The organism is Pseudomonas sp. (genome assembly GCF_032058845.1).
Classification (GTDB): Bacteria; Pseudomonadota; Gammaproteobacteria; order Pseudomonadales; family Pseudomonadaceae; genus Aquipseudomonas.
This window is the reverse complement of sequence record NZ_DAMCCR010000074.1, coordinates 1-22298: the sequence shown is the minus strand read 5'-3', so window position 1 is coordinate 22298 and position 22298 is coordinate 1. Positions and strand designations below refer to the sequence as shown.

20 protein-coding genes and 1 tRNA gene are annotated in these 22298 nt (G+C 64.2%); 15 read left to right on the top strand and 6 right to left on the bottom strand.

Annotated features, from left to right (window positions below):
* Window positions 1-79 precede the first annotated feature (79 nt).
* On the bottom strand, window positions 80-550 hold the full coding sequence (locus RT028_RS14520; protein ID WP_312935824.1) for a TIGR02444 family protein: 471 nt from the start codon (window positions 548-550) through the stop codon (window positions 80-82).
* Between the two features lie 51 nt (window positions 551-601).
* On the opposite strand from RT028_RS14520, the gene RT028_RS14515 reads away from it, so the two are divergent.
* The 4 genes from RT028_RS14515 to RT028_RS14500 all read left to right on the top strand — a co-directional run bounded on the left by RT028_RS14515 (window position 602) and on the right by RT028_RS14500 (window position 4348).
* The gene (locus RT028_RS14515) at window positions 602-2512 is read left to right on the top strand and encodes an ATP-binding cassette domain-containing protein (RefSeq protein ID WP_312935823.1); all 1911 of its coding nucleotides are present in this window, start codon (window positions 602-604) and stop codon (window positions 2510-2512) included.
* Window positions 2513-2638: 126 nt separating this feature from the next.
* Complete coding sequence (locus RT028_RS14510; protein ID WP_312935822.1) at window positions 2639-3271, top strand: LysE family transporter; 633 nt, start codon at window positions 2639-2641, stop codon at window positions 3269-3271.
* 126 nt (window positions 3272-3397) lie between these two features.
* The gene (locus tag RT028_RS14505; protein WP_312935821.1) at window positions 3398-3640 is read left to right on the top strand and encodes a DUF2789 domain-containing protein; all 243 of its coding nucleotides are present in this window, start codon (window positions 3398-3400) and stop codon (window positions 3638-3640) included.
* Window positions 3641-3709: 69 nt separating this feature from the next.
* A complete protein-coding gene (locus RT028_RS14500) occupies window positions 3710-4348 on the top strand; it encodes an NADH:ubiquinone oxidoreductase subunit N (RefSeq protein ID WP_312935820.1) in 639 nt (212 codons plus the stop codon).
* A 10-nt stretch (window positions 4349-4358) separates the two neighbouring features.
* Here the strand turns inward: RT028_RS14500 and RT028_RS14495 are convergent, their stop codons facing one another.
* The 4 genes from RT028_RS14495 to RT028_RS14480 form a co-directional block, all read right to left on the bottom strand.
* Window positions 4359-4796 carry a CBS domain-containing protein gene (locus RT028_RS14495; RefSeq protein WP_312935819.1) on the bottom strand — a complete coding sequence of 146 codons (438 nt, stop codon included), beginning with the start codon at window positions 4794-4796 and terminating at the stop codon, window positions 4359-4361.
* 365 nt (window positions 4797-5161) lie between these two features.
* Window positions 5162-5238: transfer RNA gene (locus tag RT028_RS14490), tRNA-Arg, on the bottom strand.
* Window positions 5239-5346: 108 nt separating this feature from the next.
* Window positions 5347-6210: an ABC transporter ATP-binding protein gene (locus RT028_RS14485; protein ID WP_312935818.1), complete on the bottom strand. Its 864-nt coding sequence runs from the start codon at window positions 6208-6210 to the stop codon at window positions 5347-5349.
* The gene (locus RT028_RS14480; protein WP_409567257.1) at window positions 6207-7790 is read right to left on the bottom strand and encodes an ABC transporter permease; all 1584 of its coding nucleotides are present in this window, start codon (window positions 7788-7790) and stop codon (window positions 6207-6209) included. The genes RT028_RS14485 and RT028_RS14480 overlap by 4 nt, the downstream gene beginning before the upstream one ends.
* 452 nt (window positions 7791-8242) lie before the next feature.
* Between RT028_RS14480 and RT028_RS14475 the strand changes: the two genes are divergently transcribed.
* Together RT028_RS14475 and RT028_RS14470 are read left to right on the top strand one after the other, a co-directional pair.
* Window positions 8243-9307 carry an ABC transporter substrate-binding protein gene (locus RT028_RS14475; RefSeq protein WP_312935817.1) on the top strand — a complete coding sequence of 355 codons (1065 nt, stop codon included), beginning with the start codon at window positions 8243-8245 and terminating at the stop codon, window positions 9305-9307.
* 41 nt (window positions 9308-9348) lie between these two features.
* Window positions 9349-10254 carry a TauD/TfdA family dioxygenase gene (locus tag RT028_RS14470; RefSeq protein ID WP_312935816.1) on the top strand — a complete coding sequence of 302 codons (906 nt, stop codon included), beginning with the start codon at window positions 9349-9351 and terminating at the stop codon, window positions 10252-10254.
* Window positions 10255-10335: 81 nt separating this feature from the next.
* Here the strand turns inward: RT028_RS14470 and RT028_RS14465 are convergent, their stop codons facing one another.
* On the bottom strand, window positions 10336-11292 hold the full coding sequence (locus RT028_RS14465; RefSeq protein WP_312935815.1) for a LysR family transcriptional regulator: 957 nt from the start codon (window positions 11290-11292) through the stop codon (window positions 10336-10338).
* Between the two features lie 190 nt (window positions 11293-11482).
* Here RT028_RS14465 and RT028_RS14460 point away from each other — a divergent pair, with 190 nt between their 5' ends.
* The 9 genes from RT028_RS14460 to RT028_RS14420 all read left to right on the top strand — a co-directional run.
* The gene (locus RT028_RS14460; RefSeq protein WP_312935814.1) at window positions 11483-13831 is read left to right on the top strand and encodes a TonB-dependent receptor; all 2349 of its coding nucleotides are present in this window, start codon (window positions 11483-11485) and stop codon (window positions 13829-13831) included.
* 11 nt (window positions 13832-13842) lie between these two features.
* The gene (locus RT028_RS14455; protein WP_312935813.1) at window positions 13843-15519 is read left to right on the top strand and encodes an aryl-sulfate sulfotransferase; all 1677 of its coding nucleotides are present in this window, start codon (window positions 13843-13845) and stop codon (window positions 15517-15519) included.
* A 248-nt stretch (window positions 15520-15767) separates the two neighbouring features.
* A complete protein-coding gene (locus tag RT028_RS14450; protein ID WP_312935812.1) occupies window positions 15768-16517 on the top strand; it encodes a GntR family transcriptional regulator in 750 nt (249 codons plus the stop codon).
* Window positions 16514-18238: a fumarate reductase/succinate dehydrogenase flavoprotein subunit gene (locus tag RT028_RS14445; protein WP_312935811.1), complete on the top strand. Its 1725-nt coding sequence runs from the start codon at window positions 16514-16516 to the stop codon at window positions 18236-18238. The genes RT028_RS14450 and RT028_RS14445 overlap by 4 nt, the downstream gene beginning before the upstream one ends.
* A 94-nt stretch (window positions 18239-18332) precedes the next feature.
* Entirely contained in the window at window positions 18333-18578 is a 246-nt protein-coding gene (locus tag RT028_RS14440) for a ferredoxin family protein (RefSeq protein ID WP_312935810.1), read from the top strand.
* Window positions 18579-18702: 124 nt separating this feature from the next.
* On the top strand, window positions 18703-20109 hold the full coding sequence (locus tag RT028_RS14435; protein ID WP_312935809.1) for an ABC transporter substrate-binding protein: 1407 nt from the start codon (window positions 18703-18705) through the stop codon (window positions 20107-20109).
* A 54-nt stretch (window positions 20110-20163) separates the two neighbouring features.
* Complete coding sequence (locus tag RT028_RS14430; protein WP_312935808.1) at window positions 20164-20949, top strand: ABC transporter permease; 786 nt, start codon at window positions 20164-20166, stop codon at window positions 20947-20949.
* Window positions 20946-21806: an ABC transporter ATP-binding protein gene (locus RT028_RS14425; protein WP_312935807.1), complete on the top strand. Its 861-nt coding sequence runs from the start codon at window positions 20946-20948 to the stop codon at window positions 21804-21806. Before RT028_RS14430 ends, RT028_RS14425 begins: the two co-directional genes overlap by 4 nt.
* The coding region (locus tag RT028_RS14420; RefSeq protein WP_312935806.1) for a HEAT repeat domain-containing protein at window positions 21803-22298 on the top strand (496 nt) is incomplete at its 3' end. The genes RT028_RS14425 and RT028_RS14420, both read left to right, overlap by 4 nt.

Sequence of the window (22298 nt, the reverse complement as noted above, 5' to 3'; positions counted from 1 at the left end):
GCAAGCCTGCTGCCAAGCCTGTTGCCGCAGCGGCGACCAGCACGGCTGATACCGCACCGGCCACCTCGGCAGACGCGACTCAGTCTTCCGGCTCCTGAAGCGAGCCGGCGGCGCCGCGCAGCGTATTCAGCGCGGCACCGTCAGCAAGCGCCGGTGACAGCAACGCCAGCCAATCCCCGGCTGGCGCCTGCGCTGCAGGCCACGCGCTCGCACAGTGCGCCAGACGCTCCAGCAGCACCTGCTCAGCCTCCAGTTCAAGCCCCTTGATACGCCCACGCAGCCCCGCCCATTGCGGGTCATGCTGCGCCTGGGCTTTCCAGCGCTGGCGCAGTTCACGCAAGGGTGCAATCACTTCGTGTTGCCAGGGTTCGCTAACCCTTCGTAGCGCCGTTGCACGGTCTTGCGTGGGGGCTACCTGGTGCGCCTGCAGCCAACAGGCGCACAGCAGCAGGCACACGTCGGCACCCTCGTTCTGCAACTGCAAGCAGGCCGCTTCGACGCCGCGCCGGCCATACAGCGCCAAGGCGTAATTCCACAGATCAGGGGGCATGGTCGAGCTCGCACTATAGGGTCGAGGAAGCTGGTAGACTCCGCGACCATCATGATCAGACTATCCAACCTCACTTTACAGCGTGGTCCTCAGCGCCTGCTAGATGGCGCCGAAATGACCCTGCACACCGGTCACAAAGCCGGCCTGATCGGTGCCAACGGCGCCGGTAAATCCAGCCTGTTCGCCTTGCTGCGTGGCGAGTTGTCGCCCGACGGCGGCGACTGCCTGCTGCCTGCCGACTGGCGCATCGCGCACATGCGTCAGGAGGTCGATACGCTCGACCGCGTGGCCATCGATTATGTACTCGATGGTGACCTGCGCTTGCGCCAGGTCCAGGGCGAGCTCGAGGCGGCCGAGCAGGCGCACGACGGCACCGCACTGGCACGTCTGCACAGCGAATTCGACAGCGCCGACGGCTACACCGCCGACGCTCGCGCGCGCAAGCTGCTGGCCGGCCTTGGCTTCAGCAACGAACAGATGGACCGGCGTGTCGGTGACTTTTCCGGCGGCTGGCGGATGCGCCTGAGCCTGGCCCAGGCGCTGATGTGCCCGTCTGACCTGCTGCTGCTCGACGAGCCCACCAACCACCTGGACCTCGATGCCATCCTCTGGCTCGAAGACTGGCTCAAAGGCTACCCCGGCACGCTGCTGCTGATTTCCCACGACCGGGATTTCCTCGACGCAGTGGTCGACCACGTGCTGCACGTCGAGCAACGCAAGCTGAACCTCTATAAAGGCGGCTACAGCGCGTTCGAGCGCACCCGCGCCGAGCGTCTGGCGCAGCAGCAACAAGCCTATGAGAAGCAGCAGGCCCAGCGCGCGCACATGGAAAAGTACATTGCCCGCTTCAAGGCCCAGGCCACCAAGGCACGCCAGGCGCAGAGCCGGATCAAGGCACTAGAGCGCATGGAGGAGTTGTCGGCTGCCCACGTTGATTCGCCGTTCGACTTCGTCTTCCGCGAGTCGCACAAGTTGTCCAACCCTTTGCTCGATCTGTCCGAAGGCCGCCTCGGCTATGCCGACAAGGTGATCCTCGACAAGGTCAAGCTGCAGTTGGTCCCCGGCGCGCGCATTGGCCTGCTGGGCCCCAACGGCGCGGGCAAGTCCACCCTGATCAAGAACCTTGCAGGCGAACTGCAGCCCATCGGCGGGCGATTGGTGCGTGGCGAGAACCTGGCGGTCGGCTACTTCGCCCAGCATCAGCTCGACTCGCTCGATGACAAGGCCAGCCCGTTGCTGCACCTGCAGCGCCTGGCCCCGGGCGAACGCGAGCAAACCCTGCGCGACTTCCTCGGAGGGTTCGATTTTCATGGCAATCGCGTCGACGAGCCGGTGCTGAATTTCTCCGGTGGTGAGAAGGCGCGCCTGGCCCTGGCGCTGATTGCCTGGGAGCGGCCGAACCTGCTGCTGCTCGATGAGCCCACCAACCACCTCGACCTGGAAATGCGCCTGGCCCTGACCATGGCGCTGCAGGAATTCAGCGGCGCCGTGGTGGTGGTCTCGCACGACCGTCATCTGCTCAAGAGCACCACCGATGACTTCCTGCTGGTCGCTGACGGCAAGGTCGAGAGCTTCGAAGGTGACCTCGAAGACTACAGCCGTTGGCTGCTGGATTACCGTCAGCGCAGCGCTCCGGCCAGCACCAGCGCGGGTAATCCGGACAAGACCGACAAGAAGGCCCAGCGCCAGGCCGCCGCAGCCCTGCGTCAGCAACTGGCGCCGCACAAGCGCACCGCGGACAAGCTCGAAGCCGAGCTGGGCCAGGTCCATAGCAAGCTTGCCGAGATCGAGACTGCGCTTGGCGACAGCGGTCTGTACGAGGCCGCCCGCAAGGATCAGCTGCGCGAGCTGCTGGCGCGCCAGACCACCCTCAAGCAACGTGAGAGTGAGTTGGAAGAGGCGTGGATGGAAGCGCTGGAAACCCTTGAGGCGATGCAGGCCGAACTCGAAGCTTTGTCTTGAGGTGCACCGCCCCTCGCTCAGCCTGGAACGGTCGAGCGAGGCCGCATCGGCGCTTCAAAGCGCTGGCGCTTTGCGGCGTGGCGGCTTAGCGTAACGTTTTGCAAAATCTCTTGTTCGAGGTGTGTGATGACGATTGAAACCTGGTTGGCGTTCTTCGCCGCGTGCTGGGTGATCAGCCTTTCTCCGGGCGCCGGGGCAATCGCCTCGATGTCCAGCGGCCTGCAATATGGTTTCTGGCGCGGCTACTGGAACGCTTTGGGCCTGCAACTTGGCCTGGTCGTGCAGATCGCTGTGATTGCGGCCGGTGTAGGCGCAATCCTTGCGGCCTCGGCGACCGCCTTCCAGGTCATCAAGTGGTTTGGCGTGGGCTACCTGGTGTACCTCGCCTATCGGCAGTGGCGCGCCTTGCCGATGGACATGAGCGACGATGCCGGCATTCGCCCCTTGGGCAAGCCACGGGTGCTGGTGGCGCGAGGTTTTCTCGTGAATGTCAGCAACCCCAAGGCGCTGGTGTTCATGCTGGCGGTGCTGCCGCAATTCATCAACCCGCACGCGCCCTTGCTGGCGCAGTACCTCACCATCGCTGCCACCATGGTCAGCGTCGATCTGCTGGTAATGGCCGGCTATACGGGGCTGGCGTCACGGGTGCTGCGTCTGCTGCGTACGCCGCGTCAGCAGAAACGCCTCAACCGAACCTTCGCCGGGCTGTTCCTCGGTGCCGCGACCTTCCTGGCCACACTGCGCCGCGCGCCGCTGTAAGGGAAGATTTCAGGAACCTATGCCCGGTCCATTGCTGTCTACGTTCCAGGGGGTGTGGCAACCGCCCGCCCCGACGTAAACCCGCCAATGTGCCCGACACCCTCGGGCCGGCGCAGTGGAGGCAACATGGACGCACCGATTCCTACCTATCCCGACCTGTTCAAGCAGCTAGGCATTGGCGACGAGCCCGAAGAGATTCAGCAGTTCATCACCACCCATGGGCCGCTCGATGACGCCGTCAAGCTGGTTGACGCGCCGTTCTGGAGTGAAGGTCAGCGTGCTTTCCTCAAGGAAAACTACACCGCTGACTCCGACTGGATTCCGATCATCGACCAGTTGAACGTGGCGTTGCACGAACCCAACAAATAACCGCCCAGCGGCGCCTCTGTCGTTCCGAAGGCATTGCTATGCTCAGGAAAACCCAATGGGGGAGGCGCCATGAAGGACCCCTACGCACCTGCATTCTGGTGTGCCCTGCTGGTGCTGGGCACCGTCACCGCCGGTTATTTCCATGGTATTCACCATGCCTTGCAACTGAGCCACGCGGTGCAGTTTCTGCAAGCCGTCGCCTTGCTGTCGATCGCCGGTGCTCTGGTGGCGCTGAGCTGGATCGCCTGGCAATTTCTCAGGCTGAACCGCCGTGAAGTCCGTCAAGGCCATACCCTGGTGACGATCTGGAACACCAAGGTAGCGCTGCGCCGGGTCGAAACCGTGTTCGATCGCTATTTCTGGGGCAGCTACTGGCACTCCGGTCGCACCTTCGAAGAAGTCATGGGCGAGCTCAAGGGCACGCCACTCGAACAGAGCCTGGAGGCGCTCAAGTGCCAATGCAGGGCGCTGGATCGGGAAGTTCACGACCCCCACCACCATTGGCTGGCCAACGCCCGTGACCTGTCCAGTGTTGCCACTGCCATGGCGCGTGACCGCTATCAACTGGACATGGGCGAGCCATCCAGTGCTCGCGGCGGCGCTACGGCGGTGCTCAGCCGAGACCTGGAAGTGCTGGTCTACACCTGGTCAGCGCGGCTCAGGCGCTTCGATCATCAGCTCGACGAGCTGGAGCGCGCCTACCACTGAGCGCTGGCGCTCATTCGCCGCGAATGTACTGCTCCAGCTTGATGATCAGCCCCGCCTGCTCGGCAATGGTTTCCTTCACCAGGTCGCCAATCGACAGCAGCCCCAGCAGCTCCCCGTTATCCACCACCGGCAGGTGACGCAGGTGACGGTTGGTCATCAGGTTCATGCAGTATTCGAGGTTGTGCTTGGGTTCGACGAAGACCACCGGGGCACTCATGATCTCGCGCACCGGCGTTACCGCGGAGGAACGACCTTTGAGCACCAGTTTGCGTGCGTAGTCCCGCTCACTGACGATACCCACCACCTGACCCGCTTCAACCACCGGCAGCGCACCGATGTTCTTTTCGGCGAGCAGCTTGAGCGCTTGCAGCACGGATTCGTCCGGACCGATGGTATAGACCGTCTGGTGTTCGGATTTGGCCTTGAGGATGTGTTCGACGTTTTTCATACGGGCCTCTACGGGGTGGGGTCAGCGATCGCTCGCCGGTCACGCAAGCATCCTAGACCACGCGCACGGCGGCAACGCAGAAAACGGCATCGACTTGATTGAAAAACGCCATGGGCAAGACGATTCGCCAGCAAGTGTGGATCGAGGCCGCCGGTGGGGTCAGGCGTGCAAGCAACTCTTGGAGGAATCGCCCTCTCACGTTGGCAGAACGCGCTTGGCAGGATGGCCAACGGGTCTATTGCAGCGTGCTGAAATCCGAAACGCAAACGGCCCCGCCAATCGAGATCAGCGGGGCCGTTTGCGAGTGCGTATACCCACCCAAAAGCGGTGTTGGCAACGCAGTGCCACGAACGTGGCGAAATAGATGGCGCACTCGGCGGGATTCGAACCCACGACCACTGCCTTCGGAGGGCAATACTCTATCCAGCTGAGCTACGAGTGCAACGCGGCGCAATGATACCCATGTCTACCCATCGCGTCCATTGCCTTGATTCGTAGGCTTTTCCCGACGCGGCAGGCCCCTGCACGGCTTTGCTGGTCGAGTCATCGCCTACAGCGCAATCAACTCCGGCCGCAGCCCTTCGACCCGTGCAGGCGCTGGCGTGCGATAGCCCTCATCGCCGGTGATCTGGTGCAGCACCTTCTCGCGCAGCGTATGCAGCGCAACGCCGGTGCGTTGGCGAGGGTGCGGCAGGTCGATGTCGACCACAGCCTTTATGCGGCCCGGACGTGGTTCGAGCACCACCACGCGATCCGCCAGGTAGGTGGCTTCTTCGGCATCGTGAGTGACCAGCAAGGTGGTGATGCCGGAACGCTCACGGATCGCCAGGAGCTCATCCTGCAATTGCTGACGGGTCAGGGCATCCAGCGCGCCGAACGGCTCGTCGAGCAGAAGGATACGCGGGCTGGCCACTAGCCCGCGGGCGATGGCCACGCGTTGGGCCATGCCGCCAGAGAGCTGATGCGGGTAGGCGGTCTCGAAGCCCGATAGCCCGACCAGCAGCACGTGCTCATGGATGCGTCGGGCCCGCTCACCGGCGGTCAGTGGCTCGTTGACCAGCCCCAGGGCGATGTTTTGCTGAACCGTCAGCCATGGGAACAGGCGGTGCTCCTGAAACACGATTCCACGCTCGCCACCGATGCCGGTTACCCGCTGGCCGTCTACCTGGATGCTGCCGCTGAACGCCGTGTCCAGCCCCACCAGCAAGCGCAGCAAGGTCGACTTGCCGCAGCCCGATGAACCGACGATGGCGATGAATTCGCCTTCATTGATGGCGAGATTGAAGTCGCGAATGGCTTCCAGCGCCTGCCCGTCCACCGTGAACGATTTGCTCACCTGCTCGAAGCTGACCAGGGGCGGTGTGTGGTGCGGTTGACTGGCTGCAGTCAGGGCCGGGGTGATCAGAGCATTCATGCGGTTCTCCAGCGCGTAGCGCGCGATTCCAGACGTTGACCCAAGTGGCCGAGCGCTGCGCCGATCACACCGATCAGCAGCATGGCGGCCATGACCTGGTCCATGCGAAACAGTTGTTGAGCGCCCAGCATCAGGCTGGCGATACCGCCGTTCGAGGGCATGAAGTATTCGGCGCCGATGGTGCCCAACCAGGCGTAGATCAAGGACAGGCGCAGGCCTGCGAAAATGGCCGGTGCGGCGCCTGGCAACAGCAGCAGGCGCAAGCGCTTGGGCAGGCTCAGGCGCATGACATGGGCGGCTTCATCCAGTTGTGGAGACAGGTTGGCAATGCCGCGCTGCGTGGCGATCAGCAAGGGGAAGAACGCGGCCAGCGACACGAACACGATCTTGGTCGCCTCGCCCAGGCCGAACCAGGCCGTGAGCAGCGGCACCCAGGCGAACAGCGCCACCTGGCGCAACGCCGACAGGCTGGGGCCCAACAGCCGCTCGGCGCTGAACGACAGCGCCAGCAGCATGCCCACGACAAGCCCCGCAACGCCGCCGAACAGCAACCCTGTCAATGCCCGTTGCAGACTCAGGCGCAGGGCCTCGACCAGTGACCCATCGGCCAGGCCAGCGCCGAGGCTGGTCAGTACATTGAGTGGCGAGGCCAGGATGTTGCGATCCACCCAGCCCACGCTGACGGTGATTTGCCAGAGCGCCAGCAACAGTACCGGCACGATCAGGCTCGACGCACCGCGCGCGATCGGACCCTGAGCACGCTCCCCTGTTGCCGGCTGCGGCCAGTACAAGGCGCGTCGCTCAAGGGCGGTAAAGCCCCGGTCCATCAGCGCCCCGATCACGCCGATGACCACGATGCACAGCAACACCAGATCGAGCATGAACAGCTGCCGTCCCCAGACCATCAGATAGCCGATGCCTTCGCTGGAGGCCAACAGCTCGACGGCGAGCAGCGATGTCCAGCCGGCAGCCAGCGCCAGGCGTACTCCCGCGAGAAAAGACGGCAAGGCCGCAGGCAGCAACAGCCTCAGAAACACCAGGTGTGCGGGCAGGCGCAGGGTCGCAGCCGCCTCGCGCAGTTTCGGCTGGGCATCGCGCACGCCGACCAGGGTGTGCAGTGTCACCGGCACGATCACCGCTTTGATCAACACCACGAGTTTGAGCAGCTCGCCAATGCCGAAAAACAGCATGAACAGCGGAATCCAGGCCAGGGTCGGGATCTGCGCCAGGCCAATGAACGTCGGCAGCACCAGTGTCTGGGCGCGACGCGAGCCTCCCAGCCAGCTGCCGAGCAGCAAGCCACCGGCAATGCCCGCCGCCAGGCCCCAGAACAGCCGTTGCACGCTGATCCACAGGTGCGCCCACAGCTCGCCAGTGCCGAACTCCAGGGCGCTTTGCCAGACCAGCGAAGGCGCCGGCAGGATCTGCTCGCTCATCCAATGTCCATGGCTGGCCGCCTGCCATAAGGCTGCGATGGCCAACGGCAGCAGCCACGGCAGTACCTGGATCGGCATGCGCACGCGGCGCCATGGCACTTGCCTGCCGCCAAGGGGCGCGGAGCTGGGCACGGTCTGGCTCATGGAATACCTCTCGAGTACGCGGCAGGCGCTGGCTGAACCGGGTAACTGCGAAGCTCTGCACGGTCGAAATCGGGGTTGAAGTGCCGAAGCACCTGAACGCGGTCGGACGCGATCTCGACCGTTTCCATTGCCGTTTCGCCGGGTTCGAGCGTGGCAAGCTCATAGTTCAAACAGTGCATGGCTTATGCCTTCAAGTAATTAAAAATTTCAATTAATACGATCTGGGCATAAGAGCATGGCGGGGCGAGTGCGTGGAAGGTGCCTGTCGTTGCATATTTCTCATAGTTTTCATGCGTTGCCTGCACGTGAGGCGCAAGGCCGCATGAATGCTCGTTTATGCATTTCGGGTATTTAAAAATAGGGTTTTGATCTTTGTAGGTTCTAAGTCTGCGTGCCTAGTGTTGGCCTCATCACGCCGGTGCCGCCGGCGGCAGACCGCCAGGAACCCGAGCATGCCCACTCCTCTTCGTCACATTGCCAGCGTCTTTGCCTTGGCGCTGATCGTCACTGCCTCCTTGGCCGGACACGCCGAGCGCGCACACGCCGAACAGCGCCAGCAACCCGAGGTCATCCGCATCGCCGTGCCTGACCTGAGCGCTGGCAGCAAGCCCAGTGCCGGCGGGGTGGTGGACGTGCTGCGCGATCAGCAGTTGCTGGAAAAGGAATTCGCCCGCGATGGTATTCGCATCCAGTGGCTGTTCTTCAAGGGCGCGGGGCCGGTGGTCAACGAGGCACTGGCCAACCAGCAAGCGGACTTCGCCTACCTCGGCGACTTGGCGGCGATCATCGGCAAGGCCAGCGGCCTCGACACCCGCGTGCTGTCCGCCGGGGTGCGGGGCGTGAAGAGCTACCTGGGCGTCGTCCCAGGTTCGGGCATCAAGACCCTGCAGGACCTCAAGGGCAAACGCGTTGCAGTGTTCCGCGGCACTGCCAATCAGTTGTCCTTCGCCAGCGCGCTGGCCAGCCAAGGCCTGACCGAGCGCGACCTGAAGGTGATCAACCTCGACTTCAACGCCTCGAATGCCGCCCTCGCAGCGCGCCAGATCGATGCCACCTGGGGCCTGTCCAACCTGCTCTCGCTGCGCGACCGCGGGCTGGTCGAGTTGCCGATCAATTCACGCGACCTGCAAGGCGCGGGCAGTACCCAGGCCGTGTTGCTGGGCACCGGTGACTTCATCCGCCAGTACCCCGAGATCGTCGCACGGGTCGTCAAGGCCCAGCAGACCGCCGTGGCCTGGCTGCGTGACGAGAACAATCGCGAGGCCTACGTAGACCTCGTCGCCACCACGGCCAACTGGCCCAAGCGCGTGCTGCAGAGCGATCTGGCCACCGAGGACCTGGCGCACTACTTCGATCCCCGTCTGGACGCCGAATTCGTCGACCTGCTGCAGCAAGGCGTCGACCTGGCCGCCAAGGAGCGCCTGATTCGCCGAGGGTTCCAGGTCGCCGACTGGATCGAACCCCGTTTTCTCGACGCTGCACTGCAACAGACCCAGGCCACCCAGGCCGCCCGCTGACCTTTCGCCCGCCACCCAATGACCCGACTGAGGACTACCCCATGAGCACTGCCGCACTGGCCACCGCGCCGCACACCGTCCACCTGGACATTCACCCGATTGGCGGACGCATTGGCGCCGAGATCCGCGATGTGAAGCTGTCTGCCGACCTGGACCCGGACACCATCGATGCCATCCAGGCTGCCTTGCTGCAGTACAAGGTGATCTTCTTCCGCCAGCAACAGCACCTGGACGATCAACAGCAAGAGACGTTCGCCACCTTGCTCGGCGAGCCGGTCGCCCACCCCACCGTGCCGGTGGTCGACGGCACGCACTACGTGCTCGAACTCGACGGTGCGCAAGGCCAGCGTGCGTCGTCGTGGCATACCGATGTGACCTTCGTCGACGCGTATCCGAAAGCCTCGGTGCTGCGCAGCGTAGTGGCGCCGGCTTCAGGTGGCGACACCGTGTGGGCCAACACCGCCAGTGCCTATGCGGGCCTGCCGCCTGCGCTGCAAGAACTGGCCGACCAGCTCTGGGCAGTGCACAGCAACGATTACGACTATTCGGTGATTCGCCCGGACGTCAGCGCCGACAAGCTTGAACGCTACCGCAAGGTGTTCACCTCAACGGTGTACGAAACCGAGCATCCCGTAGTGCGCGTACACCCGCTGAGCGGTGAGCGCGCGCTGCAACTGGGGCACTTCGTCAAACGCATCAAGGGTTATTCGACGTCCGATTCAGCGCACCTGTTCTCGTTGCTGCAAAGCCATGTGACGCGCCTGGAAAACACCGTGCGCTGGCGCTGGCAAGCGGGCGATGTGGCGATCTGGGACAACCGCGCCACCCAGCACTACGCGGTGGATGACTATGGCACCCAGGACCGTGTGGTGCGCCGTGTCACCTTGGCCGGTGAGGTGCCGGTCGGTGTCGACGGGCAACTCAGCCGCACGATTCGCAAGGGCTGAACAACGCCACGCGGATCAGCCGCAACGTTCTGACCCCTGGGCGCCTTGTGCAACCAGGGGTTTTTCATGTGTGCCGCCTGGTCATGCATCAGATTCCGCCGTGGGCGCCGTGACGGCTGACACGTCATCCTCTCCATCGCAGGCCATCAGCTGTTTGACCAGCCCCTTGGCCAAGGGCGACAAGCGGTAGTGGGCGCGGGTGACGATCCCGTAGTGGGTATAGAACGACGCCGCTTGCACTGGCGTGAGGTCTGCCAAGGTCAAGGCCACCAGCCCCTGCTCCATTCGATAGGGTCGCAGGTTGCCATGGCAGGCAATACCGATGGTGTTGGACTGCAGCACCACGTTGAGCAGCGCGTAGCTGTGTTCGCATTCCACGCTGGGCAGGAAGTCCGGGCGCCCGCTCAAGTCGCACAGCACCTTGCGAATTGCTGGCGGGCGAAAGGTGGTGGCCAGCGGGTAGTCGAACAACTCACGCGCCAGCACCTGCGGTTGTTCGGTCAGCGGATGGCCCACACGGCAGCAGAAGTGCCAGCGCTGCGGCTGCAAACGCTGCACGGTGTAGTCCGGATCGCTCTCGAACTGGCGCGTGTCGGCGACGAAAAATTCGATCTCTTCCGCCACCAGCTTGCGGTGCAGCGCCTGCCAGTTATCCACCTGGAAACAGGCACGCGCGGAGGGGAATTCAGTCACGAACCGGGCGACCGCCCGGGGCACCAGGCCGCCGGCCGGTGCGGGGCCGCTGCCGAAGCGCACCACCCCGGTGGTGGCGCCATTGAACTGACTGATTTCAGTGGTCAGGTCATGCACGCCATGCATCAGGCGCCGGGCATGTTCGAGCACCAGCAAACCCTGCCGGGTGGGCTCGAGGTCTTTGCTGCCGCGGTCGACCAGACGACAGCCGATATTGTGCTCCAGGGTCTGGATGCTGCGGCTGAACGCTGATTGCGAAAGGTTCACCGCAGCCGCTGCCGCGACGAAACTGCGGTGTTCGACAAGGGCGACATAGTGGCGGAGCTGGCGCAGGTCTATATGCATTTTCTACATGGAAACTTTCGGTGGAATGCAATTGAAGAAGGGGGGTTGAGCCACTTATAAAGGGTCTTACTTATTCCATGAAATATGATTTAAAAATATTTATAGACCTATAAAGAATATAGATTCTGCCCGCGATTCGGTTCCGCCAACGGAAATGCTCGCCTGGTGCTTACGCCTCAAGGAGCTTTCGATGTCCCGAACCTGCAAGTGGCCGAGTCGTGCCTCGGTCTTTACCCTTCAACCCCTGGCGGCCGCCACGCTGTTGGCGCTGTTCGGTTCTGGCCAAACCGCCGCCGCTGAGAACCCTGCCGTCAGCGCCAAGCCTGCGACGGATCAGACAGCACAACTGGGCACTGTGACCGTCAATGCCCGGCGCCGTGAGGAAACCTCGCAAAGCGTGCCCACCGCGATCAGCGTGCTGGGCAGCGAGACGCTGGAAACCCAGCGCATCTACCGCGTGCAGGACATCCAGCAACTGGTGCCCAGCACCAACGTGTCGTACTTCCATGCCCGCCAGTCGAGCATTGCCATCCGCGGCCTGGGCAACAACCCGGCCAGTGATGGCCTGGAAGGCAGCGTGGGGGTGTACCTGGACAACGTCTACCTGGGCCGCCCCGGCATGGCGGTGTTCGACCTGCTCGATGTCGATCAGCTCGAAGTGCTGCGCGGCCCGCAAGGCACCTTGTTCGGCAAGAACACCACTGCAGGCGTGCTCAACATCACCACCCGCAAGCCCACCTTCCAGCGCGAAGGCAGCATCCAGTCGTCGCTCGGTGAAGACGGCTACTGGCAGACCCAGGGCAGCTTCTCGGGCCCGCTCACCGACACCCTCGCCGGGCGCATCAGTGCCTATCGCACCGAAGACGACGGCTATGTGAAGAACGTCTACAACGGTGACGACCTCAACGGCGGCAAGCGTCAGGGCTTTCGCACCCAGTTGCTGTTCCAGCCCAGCGAAACGTTCAACCTGCGCTGGATCGGCGAGTACAACGAAGAAGACTCCGATAACGGCACCCTGGCGCTGTTCAGCACCGGCCCGACCATCAACGGGGTGAACCGCTACGAAACCCTCGCCGCCCGAGCCGGCGCCACGCTGGTGGACGGCAAGCAGCGCAAGGTCAACCTCGACGCCAGGCAGCACGTCACGGTGTTCCAGGGCGGCACGTCGCTGGAAGCCAACTGGACCTTGCCCAACGACTTCACCCTGACGTCCATCAGCGCCTACCGCTGGTGGGACTTCACCCCGCGCAACGACGACGGCCTGAACGTGCCGGTGTACTACAACGCCGGCGTTTCGGTGCGCGACAAACAGTACTCGCAGGAAATTCGCCTGGCCTCGCCCACCGGTGGAGCGTTCGACTACGTGCTGGGCGCCTATTACTTCAAGCAGGACCTGGACAACCAGCTGGTCTACGAATACGGCCCGCTGGCGGATGGGTGGAGCGCCACGCCCGACGGTGCCCTGGCCAACATCACCAGCCTCAGTGATGGACACATCGATACCGACAGCTATGCCTTGTTCGGCCAGGGCACCTGGCACCTGACCGACCGCCTGGACCTCACCGCCGGAATTCGCGGGACGTATGAACAGAAGAGCGCCTGGGTCACGCGCGATGCGCCGGTTGGCGGCGCGCTGGTCACGGGCCGTGCGGCGGCGGCGCGTCAGGGCCGGGTGGGCGCCTACGATTCGGGCGACCTCAACCAGTACAGCTTCAGCCCCTCCGGGCTGCTCAGCCTGAGCTACCAGTTCACCGACGATGTACTCGGCTATGCCAGCCTGTCTCATGGCGAGAAATCCGGTGGCGTGAACCTCAGCGTGGGCGCCGCGCCAACGGCCGGCACCGACTCGCTGATCGTCGGCACCGAGCGCATCAACAACACCGAGGTGGGGGTCAAGAGCACGCTGCTCGATCGCCGCCTGCTGCTCAACGCCAACCTGTTCTGGGCCGACGTGCATGGCTACCAGGCCAACGTCTACGACCAGGTCAACCGCGTGCAATACCTGGCCAATGCCGGCAGCGTGCGTTCGCGGGGGCTGGAGGTGGAGGCCACGGCGCTGCCGATCAAAGGCCTGACGGTGAATCTCAACGGCTCCTGGAACGATGTGCGTTACACCGATTACAAGGATGCGCCGTGCGCACCGGAGGTGAGCTTCGTCACAGGCGCTGCCAGCTGTGACCTGACCGGGCATGAGGTGGTGGGGGCGTCCAAGTACATCGCCAACCTCAACACCCAGTACACGTGGCAGGTGGACGAGCGGATCGAACCCTATGTCACCGCCAGCTACGCCTGGCGCTCGCGGGCCGTGGGCACACTTGACGATTCCGAGTACGGCCAGATCCCCAGCTACGCCATCGTCAACCTCTCCGGCGGCGTGCGCCTGAACCAGGACAACGGTGTGCTCGACCTGTCCCTGTGGGTCAAGAACGCCGGCGACAAAACCTACTTCACCAGTCTCTGGAACTCCGCCAACGGCGGCTATTCCGGCGTACTCGGTACCCCGCGCACCGTTGGTGCAACAGCCCGCTACGACTTCTGAGGAGCCTTTCGATGAATGCCAAGACGCAACCCCTCGACCTGCCCACGGGCGCTTGCCTCACTGCGCGCGTGCCCGAGCGCAGCCAGGCGCTGCTCGGTGATGTGGTGGTCAACCCGTATCGGCTGGCCCCGCTGACGGCCGTGATTCGCGACGGCGGACGTACCCTGAGCGACGTCCATGTGCGCGTACTGGGCCGCGGCGAGCGAGGCGTGGACATCGCCTATGACGTGTCCGACCGTTCGCTGTGGACCTATGGCGGAATTCCCGTCTTCGGGCTCTACCCTGATTACGTCAACCAGGTGGAAGTCACCTACAGGCTGGAAGGTGAACGCCTGCGCGAGCGCTACGCGATCTATGCGCCTGCCGTACGCTTGCCGGTGGTCGCCAGCCAGACGGCGGCCCTGCCCGAGGTGGAGCCGATCAAGGTCGCGCCGGGTTTCGAACAACGGCTGTACCTGTTCAACCATTTGCAGGGCGACATTCCGGGCGCGCGCGCCTTCAAGTGGAACGGCCTGGGTGGTGCGGCAGAGTGGGATCAGGTGGGCAACAACTGGATCGCCGATACCAACGGCGAGGTGCGCTGGTACCTCGACATCGAACAGATTCATGACTCCAACCGCCGTGACGGGCTGGGGGGCACCATGGGCTTTCAGCAGACCCGCGACGGCAAGCTGATCTGGGGCCAGGGCCAGACCTATTCGAAGTTCGACCTGCTGGGGCGACGGGTGTGGCAGCGCAATCTGCCGGACAAGTTCGCCGACTTTTCCCATGAAATCCGCGAGACGGCCAACGGCACCTACCTGCTGCGTGTCGGCACCAGCGACTACCGCCGGCCCGATGGCAAGCGCGTGCGTTCGATCCGTGACCACATCATCGAGGTCAACGAAGCCGGTGATGTGGTCGACTTCTGGGACCTGAACCAGATTCTCGACCCATACCGCGGCGATCTGCTCGGCACGCTGGGCAAGGCCGCCGTGCAGTTGCCCGAGGGCGTGGCCAGACAGGCCGAGCGCCTGGCCAACGAGCTGGCCGAGGGTGACCTGCCGTTTGGCGATACGCCTGGCGTCGGTACCGGGCGTAACTGGGCGCACGTCAATGCCATCGACTACGACCCGGCAGACGACAGCATCATCATTTCGGCGCGCCATCAGGGCGTGGTGAAGATTGGCCGGGACAAAGCAGTCAGGTGGATTCTGGCGGCGCCCCAGGGCTGGCCCGAGGCCTTGCAGGCCAAGGTGCTCAGGCCGTTGCACAGTGAAGGCTTCGACTGGTCCTGGACCCAGCACACCGCCTGGCTGACCGGGCAGGGCACCTTGACGGTGTTCGACAACGGCTGGGGGCGCGATTTTGCCCCGACCAGACTCACCGGCAACTACAGCCGGGCGGTGGAGTACCGCATCGACGAGACCCAGGGCACGGTCGAACAGGTCTGGGCCTATGGGCAGGAACGGGGCGAGGAGTGGTACAGCCCGGTGACTTCCGTGGTCGCCTACCGGCCTGAAACCGATACCCAGTTCATCTATTCGGCATCGGTGGGCTTCCTGACCGCCGAAAAACTCACTACCTCCGTGCTCAACGAGGTGCGGCGCGGGAGCCAGGAGGTGCTGGTCGAGCTCAAGGTGCACAGCCGCCAGCCGGGCAGCGTGGGCTACCGAGCGCTGGTGATCGAGTTGGACAAGGCGTTCTGAGACGCTGCGGTCTGTGGTCTGTGGTCTGTGGTCTGCGGACGGCAGACTGCAGTTGGGCAGGGCGGACAGGTCGGCGGTGAGGGATCGCCATGAGCGCCGGACCGGCCGCCCCAGCCCACTGGCCAGCGATCCTTGAGCCACTGCTGCATAACCATATTCAAACTCGGTATTTCTCAACCCATTCCCGCCACAGGTAACCTCCCGCCATAACTTGTTATAACAAGCCAGATCATCCGCGAAGAGTCCCCATGGCCGAACTGCTCCCACTCTCTCCAGTGCCCCTCTACACCCAGCTCAAAGCGCTGCTGCGCGAGCGCATTCTGGACGGTACCTACCCGCCCCACAGCCGCATGCCCTCGGAAAACGAGCTGGGCAAAGCCTTCGATGTCAGCCGCATCACGGTGCGCCAGGCCCTGGGCGACCTGCAAAAGGAAGGGCTGATCTTCAAGATTCACGGCAAAGGCACCTTCGTCGCCAAGCCCAAGGCCTTTCAGAACGTCAGCACGCTGCAGGGGCTGGCCGAGTCGATGACGCAAATGGGTTATGAGGTGCTCAACCGCCTGCGCAGTTTTCGTCATGTCCCGGCCAGTGCGCTGGTGGCTCAGCGCCTGCAGGTCGAGGAGGGCAGCCTGGTGACCGAGATCCGCCGTGTTCGGCTGATCAACCGCGAGCCGGTCTCGCTGGAACTGACCTGGCTGCCCCACGCCGTGGGTGAGCGACTGGAAAAAGCCGACCTGGTCACCCGCGACATCTTTCTGCTGCTGGAGAACGACTGCGGCATCGCCTTGGGCCATGCCGACCTTGCCATCGACGCGGTGCTGGCCGACAGCGACCTGACCCAGGCGCTGGAGGTGCAGGAAGGCTCACCGATCATGCGGATCGAACGGCTTACGCACACCGCCGAAGGTACGCCGCTGGACTTCGAGCACCTCTACTACCGTGGCGATGCGTTCCAGTATCGCCTGCGCATCGACCGCCAGAAGGGGCCCAAGGCATGACCATCGAGACCCAGGACTACGACATCATCGTGATTGGCGGCGGCACCGCCGGGCCAATGGCCGCGATCAAGGCCAAGGAGCAGGACAAGACCTTGCGCGTGCTGCTGCTCGACAAAGCCAACGTGCGCCGCAGCGGCGCCATCAGCATGGGCATGGATGGCCTGAACAACGCCATCATCCCCGGCCACGCGACGCCCGAGCAGTACACCAAGGAAATCACCGTGGCCAACGATGGCATCGTCAATCAGGCCGCCGTGTACGCCTACGCCACCCACAGCTTCGAGACCATCGAGCAGCTCGACCGCTGGGGCGTGAAGTTCGAAAAAGACGAAACCGGCGACTATGCGGTGAAGAAGGTGCATCACATGGGCGCTTACGTGTTGCCCATGCCCGAAGGGCACGACATCAAGAAAGTGCTCTACCGCCAGCTCAAGCGCGCAAGGGTCGACATCACCAACCGCATGGTCTGCACCCGCGTGCTGCTCGACCACGAAGGCGCTGCCGCCGGGGTGCTGGGCTTCGACTGCCGCACGGGTGAGTTCCAGGTGGTGCGGGCCAAGGCCGTGATCCTGGCCTGCGGGGCGGCGGGGCGTCTGGGCTTGCCCTCGTCGGGCTATCTGATGGGCACCTACGAGAACCCTACCAACGCGGGTGACGGCTATGCCATGGCCTACCACGCCGGTGCCGAGCTGGCCAACCTCGAATGCTTCCAGATCAACCCGCTGATCAAGGACTACAACGGCCCGGCCTGCGCCTACGTGACCGGCCCGCTGGGCGGCTACACCGCCAACAGCAAGGGCGAGCGCTTCATCGAGTGCGATTACTGGAGCGGGCAGATGATGTGGGAGTTTCACCAGGAGCTGGAGGGCGGCAACGGCCCGGTGTTCCTCAAGCTCGACCACCTGGCCGAGGAAACCATCCAGACCATCGAAGAGATCCTGCACAGCAACGAGCGGCCCAGCCGTGGGCAGTTCCACGCCGGGCGCGGCACTGACTACCGCCAGCACATGGTCGAGATGCACATCTCGGAGATCGGCTTCTGTTCAGGCCACTCGGCCTCAGGGGTGTGGGTCAACGAAAAGGCCGAGACCAGCGTCAAGGGCCTGTATGCCGCCGGTGACATGGCGGCGGTGCCGCACAACTACATGCTCGGCGCCTTTACCTACGGCTGGTTTGCCGGGGTCAATGCCGCCCGCTACAGCGCCGGCCGCGAACTGGCCGAGGTCGATGCCGCGCAGGTCGAGCGCGAGCGCGAGCGGGTGTTCGCGCCGCTGCACCGCGAGCACGGCCTGCCTCCGGCCCAGGTCGAATACAAGCTGCGGCGGATGGTCAACGACTACCTGCAGCCGCCCAAGGTCACCCGCAAGATGGAGATCGGCCTGACCCGCTTCGCCGAGATCGAGCGCGACCTGGCGCAGATGAAGGCCAGCAACCCGCACGAGCTGATGCGCGCCATGGAGGTGACGGTCATTCGCGACTGCGCCGAGATGGCTGCTCGCGCTTCGCTGTTCCGTGAGGAGAGCCGCTGGGGGCTGTACCACCATCGGGTGGACTTCCCGCTGCGCAACGATGGCGAGTGGTTCTGCCATTGCCATCTGGTGAAAGGCGCAGACGGCGCCATGACCAGCTTCAAGAAGCCTGTCGAACCGTACCTGATTGCCCTCGATGCCGATGAGCAGACGGCCTATGAGCGCCTGCGAGTACCGGTCGATGCCGCCTGAACCAGGCGTGCTGCAACCCTGAGCAGCCCCCTTCACCCAGTGCGCAGAGACCCCTTCAAATCAAGAGAGCCACAGGCTCCAAGGACACCGTGACATGGCCTATCAACCGCAGGACATCATCTTTCGCACCAGCGCGCCGGTGACCATCGACGAAGACAAGTGCATCGCCGACAAGGGCTGCACCGTGTGCGTCGAGGTCTGCCCCATGGACTTGCTGGCGATCAATCCCGCTACGCAGAAGGCGTACATGGCCTTCGACGAATGCTGGTACTGCATGCCGTGCGAAAAGGACTGCCCCACTGGAGCGGTCAAGGTCGACATCCCCTACCTGTTGCGCTGACGCGCGCAACGCCCGCCATCCGGCGAACCACCGGACGCGCTCGCATTACCCCTTGTTTCCCTCCACCGCACCCGGTGGCGGAGACGACTTCCAATACTTGAAAAAAGATTCGAGGGGAACACCCATGCGCCTTGTGACAACCGTGGCCGGCTTCGCGCTGGCCTGCATTGGCCTCAACGCCAACGCCGAGACCATCCGCGTGGCCATTGGCACGCAGGACACCACCATCAATTGCGCCACCGGCGGGCTGCTGATACGCGAGCTTGGCCTGCTGGAGAAATACCTGCCCCACGATGGCAAGTACAAGGATGCGCAGTACCAGATCGAATGGAAGAACTTCACCAGCGGCGCGCCGCTGACCAACGAGATGGTGGCCGGCAAGCTCGACTTTGGCGCCATGGCCGACTTCCCCGGCTCGTTCAACGGTGTCGCACACCTGGACGCCGGCAAGCGCAGCGTGTTCATCAGTGTGTTGTCAGGCAGCGTGCATGGCAGCGGCAACGGCATCGTGGTGCCGGCTGCCTCCAGCGTACAGTCGCTGGCCGAGCTCAAAGGCAAGACCATTTCCGTGCCGTTCGCCTCGACCGCCCACGGCATGCTGCTGCGGGCCATCGCGGCACAAGGCTGGAACCCGCAGAGCGATGTGCGGATCATTGCCCAGGCGCCGGAGATTGCCGGCTCTGCGCTGCGCAGCAACCGCATCGACGCGCATGCCGACTTCGTGCCGTTCGCCGAGCTGTTCCCCAACCGCGGCTTCGCTCGCAAGATCTACGACGGCTCGCAGGCCAATGCGCCGACCTTCCATGGCGCGCTGGTCGATGGCGATTACGCTGGAAAGTACCCGGAAGTGGTCACCGCGTACCTGCGCGCCAGCCTTGAAGCCGATCGCCTGATCGCGGCCGAGCCGGAGAAGTACAGCGAGCTGATCGAAAAAATCACCGGCATCGAGGCCGAAGTCAATTATCTGTTCCACGGCCCGCTTGGCCTGCAGACCCGTGACCTGACCTGGAAACCCGAGTACCGCCAGGCCGTCGCCACCTCCATCGACACGCTCAAGCTGTTGAAGAAGACCGACCGTGGCCTGGACACCGCTCAGTTCATCGACGACCAGTACATCCGCGCCGCGTTCAAGCAGGCCGGGCAGGACTATGACAAGGCGCTGAAGAACTACGACCCGTTGCCACTGCAGGCCAGTGACGCGACCACCGGCAAGCCGATCACCGATTTCAGCCGTCTGGCGCAGATCTGGGTGCGGGGTGAAGACAAGGTGCGTCACTACGCTTCACCTGAGGCGGCGCTGGCTGCATTGGCCGCGCTGGAGCAGGAGGGCAAGGACATCCGCGCCATCTACGCCCAGGCTGCCGACAGCGGCATCAAGCTGCTGGCCAATCAGGCCTGGTTCGTGCGCAACGGTCAGGGCGAGCTGGCGGCCTTCCTGCTCAAGGGGCAGGCCGAGCAGTACGCCAAGGCCCACGGTGGCGAAGCCCTGGACTTCACCCACGCCAACCAGACGCTGGTTGCCCAGCACTGATCGGCCCCCTGCCTTTGCGGCGGGGGCATGACCCCATGACATGGGAGCGCCTCAATGATTCGCAACCTCAAGCGTTGGCCCGTGCGCCTGGGCTCGTTACTGACCTGCCTGCTGTTCTGGCAGGTCGCCGCCACTACCCGCCTGGACCTGGGGCTGTTGACCTTTACCTACGTGCCCACGCCCTCGTCGGTGCTGGCGGCGGCCTGGCAGCTGCTGGCCTCCAATACGGTGCTGGCGCACCTGGGCAGCAGTCTGTCACGGGTGTTCGCGGGCTACGCCGTCGCGGCGCTGCTCGGGGTTGGGCTAGGGCTGGTCATCGGCCGCTCGCGCTGGGTCGAGGATGTGCTGATGCCGCCGCTGGAAGTGCTGCGGCCCATTCCAGCCGTGGCCTGGATTCCCTTGGCGATCCTGATGTTTCCCTCCTCGGAGCTGTCGATGGTTTTCATCACCTTCACCGGGGCGTTGTTTCCGGTCCTGCTCAATACCGTGCACGGGGTGGAAGCCGTCGACCCGCGCCTGGTGGCCTCTGCACGCAGCCTGGGTGCAGGGAAGTGGGCTGTGCTGCGCGAAGTGATCCTGCCGGGCGCTCTGCCCAGCATCGTCACCGGGCTGGCGATCGGCATGGGCACGTCGTGGTTCTGCCTGGTGACCGCCGAGATGATCTCGGGCCAGTTCGGTATCGGCTACTACACCTGGGAGTCATACACCTTGCAGAACTACCCGGACATCATTGTCGGCATGTTGCTGATCGGCGTGCTGGGCATGAGCAGCAGCGCGCTGGTCAAACGCCTGGGCGCCATGGCCACCCCGTGGTATCGCAGCACGAGGCCCGGTTCATGAACAGCTTCGAACCACCCTCACAGCAGCCGGGACGGATTACCGCGCAGGGCGTATCGATACGGCTGGGCCAGGGGCGGCAGGCCTTCGAGGCAGTGCAGGCCCTGGATTTTGCCGTCGAGCCCGGTGAGTTCGTCTGCATTCTCGGGCCATCGGGCTGCGGCAAGTCGACCTTGCTGGGCGCCCTGGCCGGGCATCTGGTGCCCAGCGCAGGCGATCTGCAGGTCGACGGACGCGCCGTGCAGGGCCCCTCACCCGAGCGCGGCATGGTGTTCCAGCACCACACCCTGCTGCCGTGGCGCAGCGTGCTCGACAACGTCGCGTTCGGTCTGAAGATGCAGGGCCAAGGGCATGCCGCACGCCGCCAAAGCGCCTTGCACATGCTGCAACGGGTCGGCCTTGCCGATTTTGCCGAACGCTGGCCGAGCCAGCTTTCGGGCGGCATGCAACAGCGCGCCGAAATTGCTCGCGTGCTGATCAATCGCCCGCGTTTGCTGCTGATGGACGAGCCCTTCGGCGCGCTCGATGCGCAGACCCGCGCGCGCATGCAGGAGCTGCTGCTCGACCTCTGGACGCAGATTCGTACCACGGTGGTGTTCGTCACCCATGACATCGACGAGGCGCTGTTTCTGGCCGACCGGATTCTGGTGATGAGCCCGCGTCCGGGGCGCTTCATCGAAGACCTGCGCCTGGATTTTGCGCGCCCGCGTCGCGCAAGCCTGTTGACCGCACCGGCTTTCACCCACCTCAAACGCCATTGCCTGGCCCTGTTGCGGCACGAAGACGGCCGCGAATTGCCACGCCTGACGCCGCTGGGCCTGCCCAGCGCCGACCATCTTCCGTTGCGGATCGCCCTATGACTCAAAACAGTACAGACAATCCTGACATCCTGGCACTGCAGCCTCGCCTGCGCGATGCCGACGCCAGCGTGCGCCGTATCGCGCTGATCGAGCTGGCCGACCTTGAAGATCCCGAAGGCCTGCCGTGGCTGGTGGCAGCACTCGCCAGCGATGCCGACGGCCAGGTGCGCAGTGAAGCGGCGCGTTTGCTGGAAGCCTGGGAGGCACCTGAGGTGGTCGAGGCCCTGTGCGCGGCGCTGGCAGACAGCCAGGAGCCGGTCCGGCTCGCCGCCGCGCAGAGCCTGAGCGAGCTCAAGAGCCTGTCGGCGGGGCGGTTGATCCTGCCCTGGGTCAGGCATGCCGATGGGTTCGTGCGGGCCAGTGCGCTGCGGGCATTGCGCGAGCTGCGCCTGCCTGAAGCTGCCGGGCCTGCGCTGCACGCACTGAACGACAGCGATGCGGCGGTGCGCCGTGAAGCGGTGGGCATCCTTGGCTGGCTCAGGCACACGCCGG

What these genes read in the sequence shown, in the direction of transcription:
- RT028_RS14460 (WP_312935814.1), top strand. Translation starts at nt 11,483, where the DNA reads ATGTCCCGAACCTGCAAGTGGCCGAGTCGTGCCTCGGTCTTTACCCTT.
- RT028_RS14430 (WP_312935808.1), top strand. Translation starts at nt 20,164, where the DNA reads ATGATTCGCAACCTCAAGCGTTGGCCCGTGCGCCTGGGCTCGTTACTG.
- RT028_RS14470 (WP_312935816.1), top strand. Translation starts at nt 9,349, where the DNA reads ATGAGCACTGCCGCACTGGCCACCGCGCCGCACACCGTCCACCTGGAC.
- RT028_RS14465 (WP_312935815.1), bottom strand. Translation starts at nt 11,292, where the DNA reads ATGCATATAGACCTGCGCCAGCTCCGCCACTATGTCGCCCTTGTCGAA.
- RT028_RS14505 (WP_312935821.1), top strand. Translation starts at nt 3,398, where the DNA reads ATGGACGCACCGATTCCTACCTATCCCGACCTGTTCAAGCAGCTAGGC.
- RT028_RS14455 (WP_312935813.1), top strand. Translation starts at nt 13,843, where the DNA reads ATGAATGCCAAGACGCAACCCCTCGACCTGCCCACGGGCGCTTGCCTC.
- RT028_RS14435 (WP_312935809.1), top strand. Translation starts at nt 18,703, where the DNA reads ATGCGCCTTGTGACAACCGTGGCCGGCTTCGCGCTGGCCTGCATTGGC.
- RT028_RS14510 (WP_312935822.1), top strand. Translation starts at nt 2,639, where the DNA reads ATGACGATTGAAACCTGGTTGGCGTTCTTCGCCGCGTGCTGGGTGATC.
- RT028_RS14500 (WP_312935820.1), top strand. Translation starts at nt 3,710, where the DNA reads ATGAAGGACCCCTACGCACCTGCATTCTGGTGTGCCCTGCTGGTGCTG.
- RT028_RS14520 (WP_312935824.1), bottom strand. Translation starts at nt 550, where the DNA reads ATGCCCCCTGATCTGTGGAATTACGCCTTGGCGCTGTATGGCCGGCGC.
- RT028_RS14515 (WP_312935823.1), top strand. Translation starts at nt 602, where the DNA reads ATGATCAGACTATCCAACCTCACTTTACAGCGTGGTCCTCAGCGCCTG.
- RT028_RS14440 (WP_312935810.1), top strand. Translation starts at nt 18,333, where the DNA reads ATGGCCTATCAACCGCAGGACATCATCTTTCGCACCAGCGCGCCGGTG.
- RT028_RS14495 (WP_312935819.1), bottom strand. Translation starts at nt 4,796, where the DNA reads ATGAAAAACGTCGAACACATCCTCAAGGCCAAATCCGAACACCAGACG.
- RT028_RS14445 (WP_312935811.1), top strand. Translation starts at nt 16,514, where the DNA reads ATGACCATCGAGACCCAGGACTACGACATCATCGTGATTGGCGGCGGC.
- RT028_RS14485 (WP_312935818.1), bottom strand. Translation starts at nt 6,210, where the DNA reads ATGAATGCTCTGATCACCCCGGCCCTGACTGCAGCCAGTCAACCGCAC.
- RT028_RS14425 (WP_312935807.1), top strand. Translation starts at nt 20,946, where the DNA reads ATGAACAGCTTCGAACCACCCTCACAGCAGCCGGGACGGATTACCGCG.
- RT028_RS14475 (WP_312935817.1), top strand. Translation starts at nt 8,243, where the DNA reads ATGCCCACTCCTCTTCGTCACATTGCCAGCGTCTTTGCCTTGGCGCTG.
- RT028_RS14480 (WP_409567257.1), bottom strand. Translation starts at nt 7,790, where the DNA reads ATGAGCCAGACCGTGCCCAGCTCCGCGCCCCTTGGCGGCAGGCAAGTG.
- RT028_RS14450 (WP_312935812.1), top strand. Translation starts at nt 15,768, where the DNA reads ATGGCCGAACTGCTCCCACTCTCTCCAGTGCCCCTCTACACCCAGCTC.